Source organism: Sphingomonas antarctica (genome assembly GCF_965137005.1).
GTDB lineage: Bacteria > Pseudomonadota > Alphaproteobacteria > Sphingomonadales > Sphingomonadaceae > Sphingomonas_O > Sphingomonas_O antarctica.
In genome coordinates this window covers 18,969-36,793 of record NZ_CBCRXM010000004.1, presented here as the reverse complement: position 1 = coordinate 36,793, position 17,825 = coordinate 18,969, and the positions used below count along the sequence as shown (strand labels likewise).

The following is a 17,825-nucleotide window of genomic DNA, read 5'->3' as shown; positions in this document are numbered from 1 at the left end:
TCGGGAACGTCGCGACCTGGTGGTTAGCTGCCAGTCGGCTTTTGGCCTTCATCCTTCTCGAATTGTTGTTCGCACAGCCTTGTTGGTTGCCACGCCTGCGTCAGGGTTGTCGGCGGTCGGCTGGCGTCATGGAGGATCAATGCGAAGCCTCGCCGTGGATCTTTGCCAATTGCCATGAGCAACATCGGTGGGCCGGATTTGATCAGCAAGCTGTTGCCCGGACCGCGTCCAATCTGAACCCCGTCAGGCGTTTCAAGGCATGTGTCGCCGCTCACGGCGAAGAAGGCTTCCGGGCCGGAATGCGTATGAAGCGGTGCCTTGGTTCCAGGCTTGAAGATCGATCGCAGATATTCAGCGGAATAGTTCGATGCTGGTTCGATCGGCAGCGGTCCAATCACGGAGACGGATTTGCCGCCCTTCGCGCGCCATTTGGCTTGCTCGATGGTGAAAAGCCAGACTGCCCCGAACGCCTCGACAACTGTGCTCGCCGGACCCGCCGCTTTGTGAGCCGCACCTTTAGATTTGAAGCGATCCAAATGCCAGAAAGCCTGTCCCGACGGCAAGGAAGGCAAATCTTTCCGTGCCAGCATGCAAGCGGGACCAGCTTCCTCGGAGAGCGTGCATGCACGTGTCGTTGCTTGGCCCCAAACCGGCGCAGCCGTCATGCTCGCCAAAAGCAGCGTTGAACAGATTAGGACCGTTCGCATCCCGCGCTCCTTGCTCACCAATGGTCGCAAGCATGTCTGTTTTCGCGACGTGCTTCAAGGTGCCTGAACGGCCGACTTTGGGCGACAGCGGACCTGCAGCTATTTTCCTTTGCGTGCCAACAGCCGGTCACCGTCAGGCCTGAGTTCACCTTTCGGTGCCACGTGGCGATATAGCGTCTGCCGCGTGACCCCCAGCTCGGCGCAGAGCTCGGCAATTCTGGTTTCGGGCTTGCCCATCGCCGCTTGTGCAAGCCGCAGCTTGGCCGCCGTCATTTTGAACGGCCGCCCGCCATTGCGACCTCGAGCGCGGGCGGCGGCAAGCCCTGCCATTGTACGCTCGACGATCAATTCCCGCTCGAACTCCGCCAGCGCCGCAAAGAAAGCGAACATCAGCCGACCATTGGCCGTGGTGGTGTCGATCGACGCACCCTGGCCGGTAAGCACCTTAAGCCCGACGCCGCGGGCGTTTAGGCCCTGCACGACCTCGACCAGGTGCTTCAGGTTGCGGCCGAGCCGGTCCAGCTTCCACACGACGAGCGTGTCGCCCTCCCTAAGCGCCCTGATGCAGGCATCGAGACCTGGCCGGTCGTCGCGCTTGCCGGAGGCGCGATCCTCATAGAGTTGGTCGGCAGCGACGCCAGCCTCTACGAGCCCATCACGCTGTAGGTCGGTCACTTGGCTGCCGTCAGCTTTCGAGACCCGCATATAGCCAATTAACATGCCTGGTCCTCCCAATCTGTCGTGTCACCTAAACGTCCGTTTGCGAGCGCGTGACAGCATCCCCCGTTCCGACACCCAAAAGTGTAGACTTCAGCGCTAATTGACACAGTTCTGTCGGCGCTAAATGGCACCCCTGAATGCAAAAACGGTTGTGCTGGCTTTTCATAATGAAGTGAGACTATTGAAAAGTGTTGTGCGGTCGTCAGCTAAACTGCGACGCCTCATGTGATGTTAAGGCACCCTGCCGCTTACGCTGGTATGGCTCCGCGGGCGGAACTTGAAGTTCGCAGGCCGCGGCGACCATGTTCAACTTTTAGCAACTCCTGCCTAACCTCGCAGCTTTAGCGTTCTCTGCGCTTCAGGTGGCCGAACATGCGCTCTCGTCGTTGTCACGCGGGAACGTACCCTATCAGTATTTCCTCGCGGTCGCGACGCAGGCGGCGCACTTGCGTCCACATCGCGTTCCGCGAGGATGTTCTGCTTCCACAATCCTCTGCTCGCGCAACAATCTCGCTGTAACGGCAGCGTTGCCGGGATGCTAGGTTCACACGGCCCCAAGCGCGAACTGGTGACGGATTCGCGGTACGCTTTGGAGTAGACAAACACCGAATCTTAAAAACTTAGCGCGATTGCGATCTGAGGTGCGACATACGAGGCTGTGTTGCGACCTGCGACAGAGACCTCAACGCCTGCAATGATCCCCGCATTGGCCGACCAATTGTATTCTATAGCCGGGGCAAGCGCCGTGCTCGACGCGCGGGCGCCGGTCGTGCCGATCGGAGAACCTGTACCATCGACGCCGGATAACCGCGACCTGCCGGCATCGCTGCGCACTAGGTCGGCGGCCAGCACCCAGCGTTGGTCAATCGCATACCCGGCAGCGATCCCGATCTGGGTCGACACGCCCGGTCGCGCGCGCCCGGCGAAACCGGAGGCAGTGCCATAGACGCTCAGATCCTGCACACCCGCCGATGCCAATGGCTCCGTGGCGGAAGCGAAGACGCGAATTCTAACCGGATGCCCACCCTTGGTGTCGAACAGCGATTCGACCACGACCCCTTGCTTCGCGAGGGTGACACCACCGCCCAACCCATTGAGCGCATTGTGGAGACGATCGTAGCGCCCTGTAGGTAGCACCAACCCGGCGCTTGCGGTTATCGAGGGCGAACCGGTGCGACCATTCTCATCCTTCAAACGATATTCGAGTTCGATCGGAAGATCGGCGATCCCAAGACCGCTTCTGGAACGACCATCCGTCACGCGGACAAACGTCGGAAGCGCCTGAAAGCTAAGGCGGTCGGTGATGCCATACTTCATCACGATTACTACCTGGGTTTGGTCGATGCCGTCACCTCCCCGATTATGGTGACCGTTGTCCTCATACGCTCCGGTGTCGATCTTGTAGATCAGATAGGGCTCGATCGCGAGCGCACCGGCCTTAGCGAGCGCGGGCGACGACGCTTCGAGCGAGCCGGTGAACCATTGATTGCGCACCGCCAAGTCGGCCTCTTGGGCAAAGGCACCACACGGCAATCCCAGCGTGAAGACGGCGACGAGGGCTGTGGTAATTCTCATCGAACCGAACTCACCATACCGAGCCCGGGGAATAGGACGAGCAGCGCACTGGCCATGCCGCCGACCGCGATCGCGACAACCAGCAGTCCGAACACCTTCTCCGTGATCAGCAGAGCCTTTTCACCGATGACACGCGTGATCGGCGCTGCCAGGAAATCTAGCGCGACGATAATCGCCGCGTTCACTAAAATAGCGACCGTGGCTGCCAAATAGACTGGGCGGCTGCCGCTGCCCCAGGCAATAATAACCGACAAAACGCCCGGCCCGGCATAGATCGGAAAGCCCAACGGCATGATCCCGACCGAGGACGGCGACGGAGCGTCAACGCGATCCGCCACGGTCGACACGTGCGTGTTCGATGCGCGATGGTGGTGGCTGCGAGCTGGTCCATCGTTGGTCGGGGTAGGCGCGTTGAGCATCTGCCAGCCAATCACGCCGATGACCGCCATGCCTGCAACGCGGAGCGCGGCGACGCTCACGCCGAACACGCCGAGTGCTGCGTTGCCGGCGAATAACGCTAGCAGTCCGGCGACGATATAAGTCGCGGCGGCGATCAGCGCGGTGCGCCGCTGCCCAACAGGGGTTTGCCCCTTGGTGCTCGCTACGAACAGCGGCAGGATCGCGATTGGCGCGGTGATCGCAAACAGGCCAACGATCATCGTGACCAGCGCGCCGGTATCTAACGCGCCGCTCACACCACGCTCTCGAATGGCTCGAAGTCCGAATCCGCCGCTTTCCATCCGGGCTTGTGAAACGCGTAAATGATGAACGGAATCGCGAGGAAGAGTGCCGATCCGATCAGCAGGGTGCCGACGTACAGGACCGGATTGCCGGTACTGATCTGCGCGGGCGGAATGAAGCTAAATCCCAAAGCAACGAGCGCGCCTGCCAGTCCGACAAGGCCGACCAGCCACATGCCGAGAATGCCGCCAGGGATACGGAAGGGACGGAGTCGATCAGGCTGGCTGTAGCGAAGTTTGATCGCCGCGACGTACAGCAGGACGTACATCACCAGATAGATGATCGTCGCCATCTGGCTGAGCAACTGGTAGGCGGATTCGACCGATGGCAGCACCGTAAAGGCAATGCACAGCACCGTCACGAGCACCCCTTGGAGAATCAGGATGGCAACCGGAATGCCGTGCGCGTTCGTCCTCTGGAGGAGATGCGGCAAATATCCTGCCTTGCCGACGGCGAGGAGCCCGGTCGATGGTCCTGCGACGATGACGCTGACTTGGCCCAGCACGCCGAAGGCGAGCATGGCCGCCATGACATTGCCGAGCCAGGGCAGACCGAACGACGCCCACAACTCGTTATAAGCAACGAGCAACCCGCGATTGATATCGATCGCCTCGCGGGGAATGACCGCACCGACGGCGAGCGTGCCGAGCACGAAGATCGCGACGACCATGATCGTCGCGATCAGCACCGACAATGGATAGTTGCGGGTCGGGTTGGTGAGATCCTTTACGTGGACCGCCTGCATTTCCATCCCGGCGAAATACAGGAATACGCTCGCTGCCAGCACCATGCTGTGGAAATTGCTGAAATCTGGGATCAGGCTGCCATGGAGATCGAGATGCATCGGCTTGCCGCTCGCTACATACACTACGCCAAGTGCGATCAGGATCGCGCCGGGGACGATCGTACCGAACAGGCCGCCCAGAGAGCTAAGTCGCGTCGACGCGCCCATGCCACGAAAGGTAAAGAGTGTTACGAACCAGTAGACCGCGAGCAAGATGACGATCGTGTAGAGTTTGTTGTCGGCTAGTGCCTGGTCAAATGCGGGCGGCCACCAGATGTAGGCGAGTGCTGCCGCCGCGAAGATCAGGACGGTCGGGAACCAGATCACGATCGCCTGCCACTGGTAGTAAATGGCGGCGAAGCCCCAGCGCGGACCGAACGCCTCTCCAATCCAGCGAAACACGCCGCCCTGCTTCGGGAAGGCGGCGGCCAGTTCGGCGGCGACCAGCGACACCGGGATCAAGAATACGACCGCTGCGAACAGATAATAGAAAATTGACGCCATGCCGTACTCGGCTTGGGCTGGCATGCCGCGCAGGCTGACAATCGTCGTCACGTTCATGATCGCGAACGCCATCATACCGATGACGATCTTGGGGCGTGGCTTTGTCTGGCCGCCATGCGCGAGCCAGCCCACGGCCTTGGAGGTGCTGCCGGAATCGGCGGCAGGGAGCGTGCTCGCGGACATGGGAATGGCCTTGATTAAGCGCGCCGCCGACCTGGGTCGGCGGCGCGGAGGACGCTCGGGAAGATCAACGCTTCAGGACTTCGTCGCGCGCTTCCTCGACGCAGCGCAGCGCCCATTGCATCGTTTCAGGCGTGATGAAAACATTCATTGGAAACGATTTTAGCGCGTATACCACAGCTTCGGCGTCGGTGCCGTCGCGGTTGTAGCAGGTGTCGCGAAAGCCCGTGCTAAAGCTCATGTACGGCGTATACCTGCCGTCGATCTGCTTGCCCGCGCGGAACCACTCGAACAGCTTGTTGCCAACCGCCTCGGTGAGGTGGTTGTGCTTGATCAGGTCGCTACGGAGCGCAGGATCGTTTAGCTCGCGCCCATATTGCACCCGCGCATCGATCCCTTTGGGATAGACACGGAACAGAGTGATTAGCCCGTTGTCGTCAGGATTCACGCACACCATATCAGGGTGGCTTCCGATTAAGTCGTAAAGATAATATTTGGTCTCGAGGATGCCGCCGAGAATGGCTTGCATACCCTCTTTGCCGAAATATTTGAGCGTCGCCCAACCCGCGAGCGAACCTGAAGCCGTACGCGAGACCTCAAGCGTATAATACATCGGATTATAAGGCGTACGTGCCTGTAGATAGGCATCAGCGCCGCGGCGATGAATTGACTCGAATTCGGTCGCATCGCGATAGAGGAAGCAGCTGCTTACATAGGGTGCCCAGCCAACTTTGTGGAAATCGATGCCGACGCAATCAGCATATTCCAGATCGCGCATTGCGTCGCCATTACGCTTTAGCACTGGCAGGATCCGGTCGGAGAATTCGAGCGGATTGGCCTCGAAATCATAATCCTTAAAATAGATCCACGACCAGCCGACTACCGCATCGGCATATAGCACCGCTTTGCCGAAGCCTTCGGGGTTGGGGTGACGGTCCATAACCTCACGCACCGCACCAATCGGATCGAAGGCGCTCGCGTCGGTTGTGCCCATCGTGCAGACGACAGTCGCTACGGGAACGCCTTGGGCAGCGAAATCGGTGAGCAGCTCCTCAAGATGACCCAGATCCATCTGATTGGTAGCAATGTCGGTGCGCACATGGACTATATTGTCCATGCCGAGGCCGAGCCAGTCGGTCGCATTCTGCTGCACGTAATGCGCCTGCTGCGAACAGATAACCTTCGCGTCGGTCCGAACACCCTTGGCCCGCGATTCGGTCAGAACCCGCGTGAGACCGTATTTAAGCCCATAGGTCCAGCAGCCACCGCCCCCATAAGTATAGATCGCGCCGCTGTTGACCGGATTCCATCCAAACATGTTGCTGACCATGCCGGCAGTTTCGAGCTCGGCGCGGTGAACATTCCAAGCATATTCACCTTCGAGGATATTAGCGGAGAAGACCTGCGACAGCATCGATGCAACAACCGCAGCGGTATTGGCTTGCGGGATAACGTTGCACATTGTCAGCGGGTTACCCCAATTGGGCGCGCCTTCGAATAGATTGACGACATCATCGAGCACCGTGTCCAGATCGCCCATCGCTTGCGGGATCGTGATGTTCTTCACGTCTGGGTACGAATAGGTCAACGCGGGGTTCTTGCCGAGAAAAGCGGGACCGCCCTTTTCGGGCCGCAGCATGTCTAGCTTCTCGACAAACTTGCCGATCTGGCGGGCGAGCGGATCGTCCTGACCACGGAACGGCGAGGGGAATTCGCTCGCCATTTTGGCATGATATTTCGCCCATTTCGGCGGGTTGGCTGATGCTGCCGACGCCTCGCTCTCAGTTGCCTCGTCGACCGAGGATGCGTGCGCGATGGCCGCGGCGGCTTGGGTCCGATCGTGCATGGAATACCTCTGGTCATGAAATGGTCGTTGGGAAACCGTCTCTTCGACCTATCGGGACCTCTTTTTAACCATCGGGAACTACGCAGAGAAGTGACCGAGCTGACGAGTTTCAATTCGAAGCTTCGCGTTAAGCGTTCGATAGGTGGTCTCGTCAAACGACGCTGCGCTTCCCTCGCGCGCTTGGGTGACGCCGTAATTTGGGCAGGAAGCTAAGCTATCTTCGACGTGAGACGGAGAGACGGAAAGGAAGCCTACCTGAATCTGTGTCCGAATAAGGTACAGGGGCCGATCTGGTCGGGGCGATCAGCATTTCCGATCCACAGCACCTATGGTTTAGGCCACGGCATTCCACCCCGCCCAGCTACGGTCGACCGACGCATCGATTGCGATCAGAAGTGTCAGATCGCCGACGTTGGGCTGCATTACCCTGTCTCCATGGCGCTCTGCTTCGTACAAGAGCACGCTGCCTGGATCGAGGCTACCGAACAGCAACGCCTTTCCCCGCCAACCACTGGCGCGCATTTTTGCCAGAATATCCACGCCGTCGCATTCCTGCATTTCGAGATCGAGGATGATGCAGGGATTGTCGCGGGAAGCCGGATCAGCCAGAAGTGCCGCACAGCTCGCGTAAGACCTGACGTCGTATCTCTCGGACCGAAGTAATAACTGTCGGGCATGGCGGACGGTGGAATCGCCATTGACGAGAGAAACGCCGACTCCCTCCGGCAAAGAGATGTTCGTGTCGTCTGGCATGCGTGCGTCCTCGAATTTACCGTGGGTTCGCATGTTGGACGGTTCGCTGTCTGTACGTAGAAGGCGATGGGTCTCAGGCCGGATCGCCCACGCCCAAGCCAGCGGTAAACGCGATCCGCAGGACATCGGACAGGCTACGCGCGGACAGCTTCTCCATGAGATTGGCGCGGTGAACCTCGACTGTCCTTGTCGCGATCCCGAGGTCGAAGGCGATCAGCTTGTTGGGCCGACCGAGTACCATCCCGTCGAGCACATTGCGCTCCCGCTCCGTCAGCGCTGCCAAGCGGACGATAGCCTCGGCGGAAGCGAGGTGGTGCCTATCATTCCGGCCGGCCTGGTCCAGCGCCTCGTCGATGGCCTTTAGCAGCGCTGATCGTTCGAATGGCTTCTCTAGGAATTCGATAGCACCGGCCTTCACTGCGCGAACCGCAAGCATCACATCCCCGTGACCGGTCAGTATAATGATAGGGAGCATTATGCCTTGTTGGGCCAGTCGTCTCTGGACCTCCAGTCCGTCTATTTCGGGCAGACGCACGTCAAGAAGGACGCAACCTTGCGTCTCGCGTGTGGTCGCCTTCAAGAACTCTATGCCTGACGAATAGGTCTCGACTATGTGGCCCGCCTTGCGAAGCATGAAGCCGATCGAACGGCGGATCGCCTCATCGTCGTCGACAATGTGGATGGTACGGTCATACATCGTCGTCTCCTGCTAAGGGCACGCAAAAGTGAAACGCCGTACCCGCGCCGGTGCCAGCGTCCGCGTCCGCCCAAATCCGCCCGCCATGCGCCTCGACGATCGTTCGGCAAATCGACAGCCCAAGACCCATCCCATCTTCCTTGGTCGTCACGAAGGCGTCGAACAGCCGGGCGCGAATGTCGGGATCGAGACCGATGCCCGTATCTGCCACGGTCACCCGCACCCAGCCGTCCCGATCGGGCGCGGTGGCAATCGTCAGTTTTTTGCATGCGACGGTAGCCATCGATTGGATTGCGTTGCGGATTAGATTGACCAGCACCTGCTGGATCTGCACACGATCGACTAACACCGTGTCCAGGCCAGCGGCGATGGTCATCGTTACCTTAATTCCCGCTTCGTGCGCGCCAAGCAGACCAAGGCTGGTCGCTTCTTCGACGAGCATGTCCAACCGTTCAATTCCGAACCCGGTCTCACCTCCGTCGACGAAGGCGCGCAGCCGTCGCACGATTGTCCCCGCCCGGAGCGACTGGGCCGCCGCGAGACCGAGCGCCTCCGCGATCTCGCTCAAGAGGCCGTCTTTGGTGTCGCCAATCATATCTCGGGTCGTCTCAAGGTAGTTGGCAATCGCGGTCAACGGCTGATTGATCTCGTGCGCGAGCGTCGACGCCATTGTTCCCATCGCGCTGACACGGGAAACGTGGATCAGCTCAGACTGCAGTTCCTTTACCTGGCGCTCGGTTTTCTGGCGGTTGGTCAGGTCCCGGACGAACCAGGTGAAGATGCGCTCACCGGCGATCGAGGCCTCGCCGACTGCCAATTCGATCGGAAAGACGTCGCCGCTCGCGCGTTGAGCGGTAGACATTCGGACATTCCCGATGATGCTTGAGCCGCCAGTTGTAAGATAGTCGCGCAGGAATTTGGCTTGATCGCGACGCTCGATCGGAGGCATTAGTAAACTGACATTCTGTCCGAGGACATTGGTCTTGGCATAGCCGAACATCTGCTCCGCGGCCGTACTAAATGAGGACATGGTGCCGTGCTCGTTCATTACGATCATCGCATCGGGCACCGTGGCGAGAATCGAACGAAGGTGGTCCTCGCGACGCACCAGCCCCGCCTCCGCGGCTTTCTGGTCGGTTATGTCTCGGACAACCTTGCCAAACCCGCGCAATTCTCCGCCAGCGCCTCGGAGTGCGGTCAGAGTGATGCTGGCGAGAAACTCTGATCCGTCCTTGCGGAGCCGCCAACTGTCTTCCTCGATGCGGCCGCAAGCAGCCGCGCGTGCCAGATCATCAACGGGCTTGCCGATGGCGACATCTTCGAGCGTGTAGAACTTCGAGAAGTTGGAACCGATGATCTCGGCTTCTGTCCATCCCTTGATGCGCTCGGCCCCTAAGTTCCAAATCGTCACGCGGCCTTCGGTATCGAGCATGTAAATTGCGTAGCTCGTCGCCCCGTCGATGAGCAGCCCGAGCTCCTCCGCCATTACCGCATTCCTGTGGGTGATCGCCTCGCTGCTTGACGAAACATCGGCAAGCGTTGTGCCGCTCATAAAGAGCGATCGTTCAATCGGGGGGCGTGGCGATAGCTCATGGGAACACTCTACCTTTAACCTAGGCGTCCTCGAAGCTTCGGGAACCCGTGAAAAGCAACGTTCAGGGAGCGCATAGGACCCATCTTATATATTGGTTCGATCCCGGAACCGTTGTGAGGCTAAGGCGGCGGCGGTCTCCCGAAAACGGCTCCGCCTCCAACCGGCTAAACCGTGCCATCAGAATGTATCTGCTGATAGGGAGGCGTCATGCTCAAGCATCGGACAAAACGGGTCGCCGCCCGCGACGCGCGCGCCGTAAAGCGCCTCGCTGAAATCGAGGCGTCAATCGTAACGCTCAGCGACGACGACCTCCTCGACCTCGCCGATATCTTCAAAGGGGAGCTTCGCACTCCCTTAAGCGAAAGCGCCTCCGCCGAAATGGCGAAACGCAAAATCAGTCTTTAAGCGAATCCACCATATCGCGACGATCGCCAGAAATCGCCATTCTCGTCCTATCGCGTCAATCCCAAGTTGGCGGTTCCACTCGGGAAGCCACAGGCAGAGGTGTCTGACTTTTCAACAGCCGCGGTCGGTTCTGACACGCGCATCCGACCCATGCTTTCCGAGGCTTGGCGGGTGTCAGAAGTCCGCCCCACAATACCGGGCTTCCAAGGTTTGCAATTCGGTCATGACTGACCATGGGCGAGAGCAGCCGATCATGCTGCATCCGCGGTTGGCGCAGTCGGCTGACGCCCGAGCGTCCGGTACACGGTTGGCCTGGAGATCGAGAACACTTCGGCAAGATCGCTGATCGAGTAGTCGTTGGTGTCATACATGCGGCGCAGCTCCTTCTGCTGGCGATCGGACAGCTTGGGTTTTTTGCCGCGCAGCTTTCCCTTGGCGCGCGCCACCGCCATGCCTTCGCGAGTTCGCATTCGGATCAGATCCGCCTCGAACTCGGCGAAGGTGGCGAGGATGTTGAAGAACAACTTGCCCATCGGATCGGACGGATCATGCACGCTGGCCCCAAGCTGGAGCTTCACACCCCGCACCGCGAGGTCGTCACCGATCGCACGAGCATCCGGCACCGATCGGGCCAGACGATCGAGCTTCGGCACCACCAGCGTGTCGCCGCTCCGTACCGCCGCAAGTGCCTGATCGAGACCGGGGCGGGTCCGATTCGTCCCGGTAAAGCCCTTGTCGGTATAGATGCGATCGGCCGCGACGCCGAGTTTCACCAGCGCGTCCTGCTGGGCGGCAAGGTCCTGTTTGTCAGTGGAGCATCGGGCGTAGCCGATAAGCGTGTGCGTCATGGACGAATCTGTAACGTAAAGGGGTCCCTCAACGCAAAAGATATAGTACTATCTATGTGAGACTCGGGTTTGGCGGTTTTCTGTGCCTCGACAAGCCAGCTATCGACTGTCCGCTGAACGATCCTCTTTCGGACGGGGTAAATCACCATGACCGATGATCGAAGGCCAGAACCGGGAAGTGTGGAAGTCACGACGCGGATGGTCGTACTTCGCCGGCATCTCCATGATGCAGTGCCGCTGGCCGAGGCCGCGATCGACGCCGGCATATCGATCCGCACCGCCCGCCGCTGGCTTGCCCGCTACCGTGCCGATGGTCCGGCAGGACTTGCGCGACCAACCCGTCCGGAAGCGGGCAAGCGCACCTTCCCGAAAGAACTGGTGGAACTGATCGAGGGCATGGCGCTGCTCAAACCACCGCCATCGATTGTGACTATCCATCGTCGTCTCGCCGGCATCGTCGGCGAACGGGAATGGCGAATGCCGTCCTATGGCAGTGTGCGCGATATCGTCCGTCGGATCGATCCGGCGATGCTGACCTTGGCACATGAAGGCGCCGCTGCCTTCCGCGACAAGTTCGAGCTGGTGCATCGACACCGCGCCGAACGCCCCAATGCAATATGGCAAGCCGATCATACCCAGCTTGATATCCTGATTCTTGATGCAGGCGGTCGCCAGGTGCGGCCGTGGCTCACGACCGTGCTGGACGATCACTCGCGCGCGATCGCGGGCTACATGGTTTTCATCGGTGCGCCATCTGCGCTCAATACCTCGCTCGCGCTGCGGCAGGCGATCTGGCGTAAGGCCGACACGGCATGGCCGGTGTGTGGCATTCCCGATGTGCTATACGTCGATCACGGATCGGACTTCACCAGCCTCCACCTCGAACAGGCTGCGGCCGATCTTCGTATCCGTCTGGTTTACTCAGCCGTTGCGCGCCCGCAGGGACGCGGCAAGATCGAGCGGTTGTTCCGCACCATCAACACGGAACTACTGACAGAACTGCCGGGCAATCTTCGCAACGGCAAACCGGTCTCGCCTCCTCGCTTGACACTGCCCGAGTTGGACGCCGCGATCGGCGCTTACATCGTCGCGATCTACAACGTCCGCTCGCACCGCGCGATTGGCGTACCGCCCGTAGACGCGTGGCGTGGCGACGGTTGGCTATCCCGAATGCCGGAAACACTGGAGGAGCTGGACTCGCTGCTGGTCATGGTCGCCAAGCCTCGTACCGTCCACCGCGACGGCATCCGTTTCGAGGGGCTGCGCTACTTCGACCCTACGCTTGCCGCCTATGTCGGCGAGCCGGTGACAATCCGCTACGATCCTCGTGACGTCGGCGAGGTTCGGGTGTTCCATCGCAACATCTTTCTGTGCCGGGCTGTCAGCCCCGACCATGCTGGCCAGAATATCACGCTCAAGGATGTCCAATCCGCCCGCGTTGCCTATCGTCGTCGGCTGCGAAGCGAGATTGGAGAGAGAAAGGCCCGCGTTGCGGACTATCTGCCCGCGATCCTGCGCCCGCCCGCTTCGGGCACGACACAGGCTCCAACATCGAAACCCGCGCCTGCCACGACACCCGAGCCGACACGAAACAAGCCGCGCCTCCGCACTTATTATGAGGGTGAGTGATGGCGGACGGAAGCGCTCGCGCCACCAGCTTTATCTCGACGCAGGAGCATCGCCGCTTCACCGAATTTGCAAACGCCGTCCGTAAGCACCGCTACATCGGCTTGTGTCATGGCACGGCCGGCGTCGGCAAAACCCTGTCTGCGCGACGCTACGCTCGTTGGGACGGCGCAGTCGATCTACTCATGACATGGGGTGCGCGGCAGCCGTCAGACCTCAAAATCTACGCCGACCTCAATCGCGCGCGTGCCGTGTTTTATACGCCCACAGTGGGCAGCACGCTCCGCGAGCTTCGTCAGGACCTGCCCCGTCTCATCGATAGGGTCGATGCCTGCATCGATGAGCATATCCGTCCCAAAGATCAGATCATCGCGTCTCCCCGCAAACATTTTGTCGAATTGTTGATCGTCGATGAGGCCGATCGCCTGTCCAACACGGGGTTGGAATATTTGCGTGACCTGTTCGATCGGCAGGGCATCGGCCTGATCCTGATCGGGATGCCGGGTATCGAAAAACGGATGGAGCGATACGCGCAGCTTTTCAGCCGCGTCGGCTTTGCCCACCACTACCGACCGTTGCAGGATCAGGAACTGACCTTTGTGCTGACACGGCGCTGGCGCGACCTGGGGCTAGCGATGGACGATGCGGATTTCACCGACGCACAGGCAGTCGCCGCGATCGTGCGGATCACGGGCGGCAACTTCCGTTTGCTGCACCGCTTGTTCGTCCAGATCGAGCGCATCCTGAGGATCAACGGCCTCAATGCGATCACCGACGATGTGGTGGAAGCGGCGCGCAGCACCCTTGTGATTGGTGTCACTTAGCGCTGACAGGACTGTGCCAATCAGCGCTGACATCTACACCCAAAAGTGTCACGTAACCGGTCACTTTGTCAAAGAAACGCAAAGGTAGTCTGCATCGAGTTTGCGTGACAGCATGTCGTGAGCTTTGCGCTGTTCGGCGCAGAGTTCTGTCTATCCCCATGCTCCGGAGCAACCAATGGCCCGACGCGACCTGCTGAATACCGACGATCGCCGTATCCTTTTCGGCGTTCCGAGCGACCGGGATGCGCTCGCCCGTCACTACACCTTCGGCCCGGCCGACCTTGACCTGATCGAAGCGCGCCGCCGTTCGGGCAACCGGCTCGGCTTTGCCGTGCAGCTTGCACTCGTGCGCCATCCCGGTTTCGGATTGGCGCTGGCCGGTGACCTGCCGCCAGGCTTTGTCAGCTATGTAGCGGAGCAGATCGGTGAGCCGGCAAGCGCCTTTGTTACCTATGCTCGCCGATCCCAGACCCTGACCGACCATGCTCGCGAAATTACTGCTGCTCTTGGCTTACGAGCGCCGACCGTTGGCGACCTGTCGCTGATGATCGAGGCGGGCCCCAAGGCGGCCTGGTCAACCGACAGCGGTTTCGCGATCGCCACTGGCATCATCGATACCCTGCGCGGCGAACGCATCTTACTGCCGGCGCCGGCGGTCATCGAGCGCACCGGCCTGGCTGGGCGTGCGCGCGCCAGGAAGCGCATTGCCCACACGCTGATTGCCGGGCTGACCGCCGAGCAGCGGGGTCGGCTCGACGCGTTGCTGGTTGCTGATCCGGCGCGCGGGGTCACGCCGCTGGCTTGGGCAAAGGCTATTCCCACAGCGCCCAAGGCCGATCACGTCCGCAACCTGATCGAAAAGCTGATTTTCGTGCGCAGCTTTGCCATCGATCCTGGAGCCGGATCGAACATTCATCCCGATCGGCTTCGACAGCTCGTTCGGGAGGGTCGGGCATCGTCTGCCTATTTGCTCGACCGCTACTCGTCGCATCGGCGGCACGCTATCCTCGTCGCGCTCCTGCTCGATCTGGAGGCAAGACTGATCGATGCGGCGCTCGAGATGGCCGACCGGCTGATCGGCGGTGCCTTCACCAGGGCGCGCAAGGCACAGGATCGCAACTACGCCGCCACCGGCAAGGATGTGGGTCGGCTCATGAAGCTTTTTCGCGGCACCCTCGATGCGCTTAGTGATGCCGCTGACAACGATGCCGATCCCATGGAGGTGCTCGACAGCCGAGTAGGCTGGGCGAAGCTGATGCGTGCGCGGGCGGAAGTGACAGCGATCGCTGAACTTGCCGGCCAGGATCCGCTCATCCGTGCTGCCGATCGGTGGACGACGCTCAGGAAGTTTGCACCGCTCCTCCTCGAAGTGCTCGATTTCAAGGCGGCCCGCCCTGGGGATCCGACCCTCAAGGCGTTGCAGTTGCTGCGCGACATGAACCGTTCCGGCCGTCGGCAGGTCCCGGCGGATGCGCCAATGCCGTTCCGCAAGGACTGGTGGGCCCTGGTCAGCGCTGAAGGAAAAATTGATCGGCGCCTCTATGAGACGGGCATATTTGCGCACCTTCGAAACAAGCTCCGGTCCGGCGATGTCTGGGTAGAGCGATCGGGCAATTACCGCCGCTTCGATAGCTATCTCGTCAGCGCCGAGGCGGCAGCGCCGGTGGTGGCCGAGCTGAATCTGCCTGCCACCGCTGCCGAATGGCTCGAGACCCGAGGCCGCAAGCTCGACTGGCGGCTGCGGCGGTTCTGGCACCGCCTGTCGCGCGGCAAGCTTGATGGCGTCGAACTACGCGATGGCAAACTGCACATCGCGCCGGTTCGGGCTGCCACGCCGCAAGAAGCAGATCTGATCGCGGGTCGGCTTGATGGTCTGCTGCCGGCAGCGCGGATCACCGAGGTGCTGCACGAAGTGGCGCGCGAGACCGGTTTTGCCGCAGCATTCACCAACCTGCGGACCGGCGAGCCCTGCAGCAACGAAAACGCGCTGTTCGCTGCCATCCTCGCCGACGCCACCAATCTCGGGCTCTCGCGCATGGCCGATGCCAGTCAAGGTGTGACCCGCGACCAGCTGGTGTGGACGGCAGATGCCTTCATTCGCGAAGAGACCTATCGGGCGGCACTGGCGAAGATCATCGACGCTCATCACGGGCTGCCGATCGCGTCGGTCTGGGGCGACGGCACCACATCATCTTCGGACGGCCAGTTCTTTCGCTCGGGCAAGCGGGGCAGCGGCGCCGGCGAGGTCAACGCAAAATACGGCGTCGATCCCGGCTTCTCTTTCTACACCCATGTCTCGGACCAGCATGGTCCCTACCATGTCACCGTCATCTCGGCAGCGACGCATGAGGCGCCCTATGTGCTGGACGGGTTACTTAACCATAGTTCGTCGCTCGCGATTGCCGAGCACTATACCGACACCGGCGGCGCCACCGACCATGTGTTTGCGCTTTGCTCGCTCCTCGGCTTCCGCTTCTGCCCGCGGCTGCGCGATTTCCCCGACCGCAGGCTTGCCTCGATCGGCCCGGCCTCGGATTATCAGGGACTGGCGCCGCTGATGGGCAAGCGCATCCGGGCCGACGTCATCACCGAGCACTGGGGCGATGTGCTCCGCCTTGTCGCGTCGCTGAAAACCGGCGTCGTTGCGCCGTCGACGATGCTGAAAAAGCTGGCTGCGTATGAGCGTCAGAACCAGCTCGACCTGGCGCTTCAGGAAATTGGCCGTGTCGAGCGCACGCTGTTCATGCTAGACTGGCTCGAGATGCCGGAGCTACGCCGCCGCTGCCATGCTGGCCTCAACAAGGGCGAGCAGCGACATGCGTTGGCACAGGCCATCTGCACATTTCGGCAGGGCCGCATTGCCGACCGCAGCCATGAGGCGCAGCAGTTCCGGGCGTCCGGGCTCAACCTGGTAATCGCCGCCATCGTCTACTGGAATTCGACGTACATGGCCGATGCTGTTGCCCACCTTCGGGCCAACGGCGACGACGCGCCCGATTACCTGCTGACCCACACCTCGCCAGTCGGGTGGGAGCACATCGCGTTCTCGGGCGACTTCCTGTGGGACAGGGCTGCGGCGCTACCGGCAGGGCGGCGATCGCTGAATTTCGCCGGCCGGCGCCGTGCGGCATAGGGCCCGACCTTCCATGACTGCTTTCGCCCACTAGCGGACGTAGAGCAAGCCGCTAAGCTGGCTTATGACCATAGAAGCCTTAGCTCTCGTGGGAGCGATCATCGGGTTCCTTGCGGCGCTGCTGATCGCCAATTTTCGGATCGGATGTGCGGGCTTGTGGATCATCCCTATCGCGATGATCGTGGTAGTGATTGCCGAACAGCGGCTTCATCCCGAAAATGTCAGATCGACTAGCGCGCTCGATTTTGTGTTTGTACCACTTTGGCCGAGTCTTGGTGCATTGGCCGGTTACGCCGTCGGACGGTTAATGCGATCCGTAGTCGCAAAGGTTCGAAAGCGGACGGGCAGCTAACCACCACTTGCAGACATCGGCGCGTTAGGCCCTGGGCACCGTCGTTCTTTATCTGTTCGGCTAAGCGTTGTTTATCTCACAATGGTCGCGCTGCCCTCAGTGCTCTGCTCCGCCTTGCCATTGAGCCTGGAAGACGGATTCAACTTGGCTGCAAAGGCCGTCCATCACCTCATGATGCTCGGCGGGCACCGGGACGACGACCAATCGCTCATCGAGATGATCGAGAGCAACATTACGATCATTAACAAGCTGGGTCCGCAGTCGCATCAGGAACCGATCAACGATCACGTTGAGAGCGATGCGCAATGCAGCCTCATCGTAATAGGGCTCGACAGATGACAGAGTCTCCACCGTCACGAAACTGGATCTCGCGGCGCAACGAAATTCACCGTCATGACACGGTCACCCGGCATGATCGGGCCATGCTCAGCTTCGTATCGACGGCACGCGGTTTCAGGGTCTTCTCCGACGCGTCTGAGCACAACGCACGTTCGTTCGGCGTTAGCGGTATCGTTCGCTTCCAAGGCCTTTACTCG

At 60.6% G+C, this 17,825-nt stretch carries 16 protein-coding genes; 6 read left to right on the top strand and 10 right to left on the bottom strand.

Annotated elements, in window-relative coordinates:
* Positions 1–23: 23 nt before the first annotated feature.
* The 9 genes from ACM9ME_RS05535 to ACM9ME_RS05495 all read right to left on the bottom strand — a co-directional run bounded on the left by ACM9ME_RS05535 (position 24) and on the right by ACM9ME_RS05495 (position 10,059).
* Complete coding sequence (locus tag ACM9ME_RS05535; RefSeq protein ID WP_415642448.1) at positions 24–707, bottom strand: hypothetical protein; 684 nt, start codon at positions 705–707, stop codon at positions 24–26.
* Positions 708–806: 99 nt separating this feature from the next.
* Complete coding sequence (locus ACM9ME_RS05530; protein ID WP_415642447.1) at positions 807–1,427, bottom strand: recombinase family protein; 621 nt, start codon at positions 1,425–1,427, stop codon at positions 807–809.
* Between the two features lie 612 nt (positions 1,428–2,039).
* Positions 2,040–3,002, bottom strand: coding sequence for a hypothetical protein (locus tag ACM9ME_RS05525; protein WP_415642446.1), 963 nt, complete (start codon positions 3,000–3,002; stop codon positions 2,040–2,042).
* On the bottom strand, positions 2,999–3,697 hold the full coding sequence (locus ACM9ME_RS05520; RefSeq protein WP_415642445.1) for a MarC family protein: 699 nt from the start codon (positions 3,695–3,697) through the stop codon (positions 2,999–3,001). Before ACM9ME_RS05520 ends, ACM9ME_RS05525 begins: the two co-directional genes overlap by 4 nt.
* The gene (gene gadC, locus ACM9ME_RS05515; protein WP_415642444.1) at positions 3,694–5,214 is read right to left on the bottom strand and encodes a putative glutamine/gamma-aminobutyrate antiporter GadC; all 1,521 of its coding nucleotides are present in this window, start codon (positions 5,212–5,214) and stop codon (positions 3,694–3,696) included. The genes ACM9ME_RS05520 and gadC overlap by 4 nt, the downstream gene beginning before the upstream one ends.
* Before the next feature lie 64 nt (positions 5,215–5,278).
* Positions 5,279–7,057: a pyridoxal phosphate-dependent decarboxylase family protein gene (locus tag ACM9ME_RS05510; protein WP_415642443.1), complete on the bottom strand. Its 1,779-nt coding sequence runs from the start codon at positions 7,055–7,057 to the stop codon at positions 5,279–5,281.
* 333 nt (positions 7,058–7,390) lie between these two features.
* Positions 7,391–7,810, bottom strand: a complete 420-nt coding sequence (locus tag ACM9ME_RS05505; RefSeq protein WP_415642442.1) for a response regulator — start codon at positions 7,808–7,810, stop codon at positions 7,391–7,393.
* 73 nt (positions 7,811–7,883) lie between these two features.
* A complete protein-coding gene (locus tag ACM9ME_RS05500; RefSeq protein WP_415642441.1) occupies positions 7,884–8,507 on the bottom strand; it encodes a response regulator transcription factor in 624 nt (207 codons plus the stop codon).
* A complete protein-coding gene (locus ACM9ME_RS05495; protein ID WP_415642440.1) occupies positions 8,500–10,059 on the bottom strand; it encodes a PAS domain-containing sensor histidine kinase in 1,560 nt (519 codons plus the stop codon). Before ACM9ME_RS05495 ends, ACM9ME_RS05500 begins: the two co-directional genes overlap by 8 nt.
* Before the next feature lie 249 nt (positions 10,060–10,308).
* Here ACM9ME_RS05495 and ACM9ME_RS05490 point away from each other — a divergent pair, with 249 nt between their 5' ends.
* Entirely contained in the window at positions 10,309–10,506 is a 198-nt protein-coding gene (locus ACM9ME_RS05490; protein WP_415642439.1) for a hypothetical protein, read from the top strand.
* A 251-nt stretch (positions 10,507–10,757) separates the two neighbouring features.
* On the opposite strand, the gene ACM9ME_RS05485 is transcribed toward ACM9ME_RS05490, so the two are convergent.
* Positions 10,758–11,354 carry a recombinase family protein gene (locus tag ACM9ME_RS05485; protein WP_415642438.1) on the bottom strand — a complete coding sequence of 199 codons (597 nt, stop codon included), beginning with the start codon at positions 11,352–11,354 and terminating at the stop codon, positions 10,758–10,760.
* Between the two features lie 147 nt (positions 11,355–11,501).
* Here ACM9ME_RS05485 and ACM9ME_RS05480 point away from each other — a divergent pair, with 147 nt between their 5' ends.
* The 5 genes from ACM9ME_RS05480 to ACM9ME_RS05460 all read left to right on the top strand — a co-directional run bounded on the left by ACM9ME_RS05480 (position 11,502) and on the right by ACM9ME_RS05460 (position 17,628).
* On the top strand, positions 11,502–12,983 hold the full coding sequence (locus ACM9ME_RS05480; RefSeq protein ID WP_415642437.1) for a Mu transposase C-terminal domain-containing protein: 1,482 nt from the start codon (positions 11,502–11,504) through the stop codon (positions 12,981–12,983).
* On the top strand, positions 12,983–13,804 hold the full coding sequence (locus tag ACM9ME_RS05475; RefSeq protein ID WP_415642436.1) for an AAA family ATPase: 822 nt from the start codon (positions 12,983–12,985) through the stop codon (positions 13,802–13,804). Before ACM9ME_RS05480 ends, ACM9ME_RS05475 begins: the two co-directional genes overlap by 1 nt.
* Positions 13,805–13,979: 175 nt before the next feature.
* Complete coding sequence (locus tag ACM9ME_RS05470) at positions 13,980–16,937, top strand: Tn3 family transposase (RefSeq protein ID WP_415642435.1); 2,958 nt, start codon at positions 13,980–13,982, stop codon at positions 16,935–16,937.
* A 64-nt stretch (positions 16,938–17,001) separates the two neighbouring features.
* Positions 17,002–17,289, top strand: a complete 288-nt coding sequence (locus ACM9ME_RS05465) for a hypothetical protein (protein ID WP_415642434.1) — start codon at positions 17,002–17,004, stop codon at positions 17,287–17,289.
* A gap of 81 nt (positions 17,290–17,370) precedes the next feature.
* A complete protein-coding gene (locus ACM9ME_RS05460) occupies positions 17,371–17,628 on the top strand; it encodes a hypothetical protein (RefSeq protein ID WP_415642433.1) in 258 nt (85 codons plus the stop codon).
* Positions 17,629–17,825: the final 197 nt, after the last annotated feature.

What these genes read in the sequence shown, in the direction of transcription:
- ACM9ME_RS05465 (WP_415642434.1), top strand. Translation starts at nt 17,002, where the DNA reads ATGACCATAGAAGCCTTAGCTCTCGTGGGAGCGATCATCGGGTTCCTT.
- ACM9ME_RS05530 (WP_415642447.1), bottom strand. Translation starts at nt 1,427, where the DNA reads ATGTTAATTGGCTATATGCGGGTCTCGAAAGCTGACGGCAGCCAAGTG.
- ACM9ME_RS05485 (WP_415642438.1), bottom strand. Translation starts at nt 11,354, where the DNA reads ATGACGCACACGCTTATCGGCTACGCCCGATGCTCCACTGACAAACAG.
- ACM9ME_RS05500 (WP_415642441.1), bottom strand. Translation starts at nt 8,507, where the DNA reads ATGTATGACCGTACCATCCACATTGTCGACGACGATGAGGCGATCCGC.
- ACM9ME_RS05525 (WP_415642446.1), bottom strand. Translation starts at nt 3,002, where the DNA reads ATGAGAATTACCACAGCCCTCGTCGCCGTCTTCACGCTGGGATTGCCG.
- ACM9ME_RS05460 (WP_415642433.1), top strand. Translation starts at nt 17,371, where the DNA reads ATGGTCGCGCTGCCCTCAGTGCTCTGCTCCGCCTTGCCATTGAGCCTG.
- ACM9ME_RS05470 (WP_415642435.1), top strand. Translation starts at nt 13,980, where the DNA reads ATGGCCCGACGCGACCTGCTGAATACCGACGATCGCCGTATCCTTTTC.
- ACM9ME_RS05475 (WP_415642436.1), top strand. Translation starts at nt 12,983, where the DNA reads ATGGCGGACGGAAGCGCTCGCGCCACCAGCTTTATCTCGACGCAGGAG.
- ACM9ME_RS05490 (WP_415642439.1), top strand. Translation starts at nt 10,309, where the DNA reads ATGCTCAAGCATCGGACAAAACGGGTCGCCGCCCGCGACGCGCGCGCC.
- ACM9ME_RS05495 (WP_415642440.1), bottom strand. Translation starts at nt 10,059, where the DNA reads ATGAGCGGCACAACGCTTGCCGATGTTTCGTCAAGCAGCGAGGCGATC.
- ACM9ME_RS05505 (WP_415642442.1), bottom strand. Translation starts at nt 7,810, where the DNA reads ATGCCAGACGACACGAACATCTCTTTGCCGGAGGGAGTCGGCGTTTCT.
- ACM9ME_RS05480 (WP_415642437.1), top strand. Translation starts at nt 11,502, where the DNA reads ATGACCGATGATCGAAGGCCAGAACCGGGAAGTGTGGAAGTCACGACG.
- ACM9ME_RS05510 (WP_415642443.1), bottom strand. Translation starts at nt 7,057, where the DNA reads ATGCACGATCGGACCCAAGCCGCCGCGGCCATCGCGCACGCATCCTCG.
- gadC (WP_415642444.1), bottom strand. Translation starts at nt 5,214, where the DNA reads ATGTCCGCGAGCACGCTCCCTGCCGCCGATTCCGGCAGCACCTCCAAG.
- ACM9ME_RS05535 (WP_415642448.1), bottom strand. Translation starts at nt 707, where the DNA reads ATGCGAACGGTCCTAATCTGTTCAACGCTGCTTTTGGCGAGCATGACG.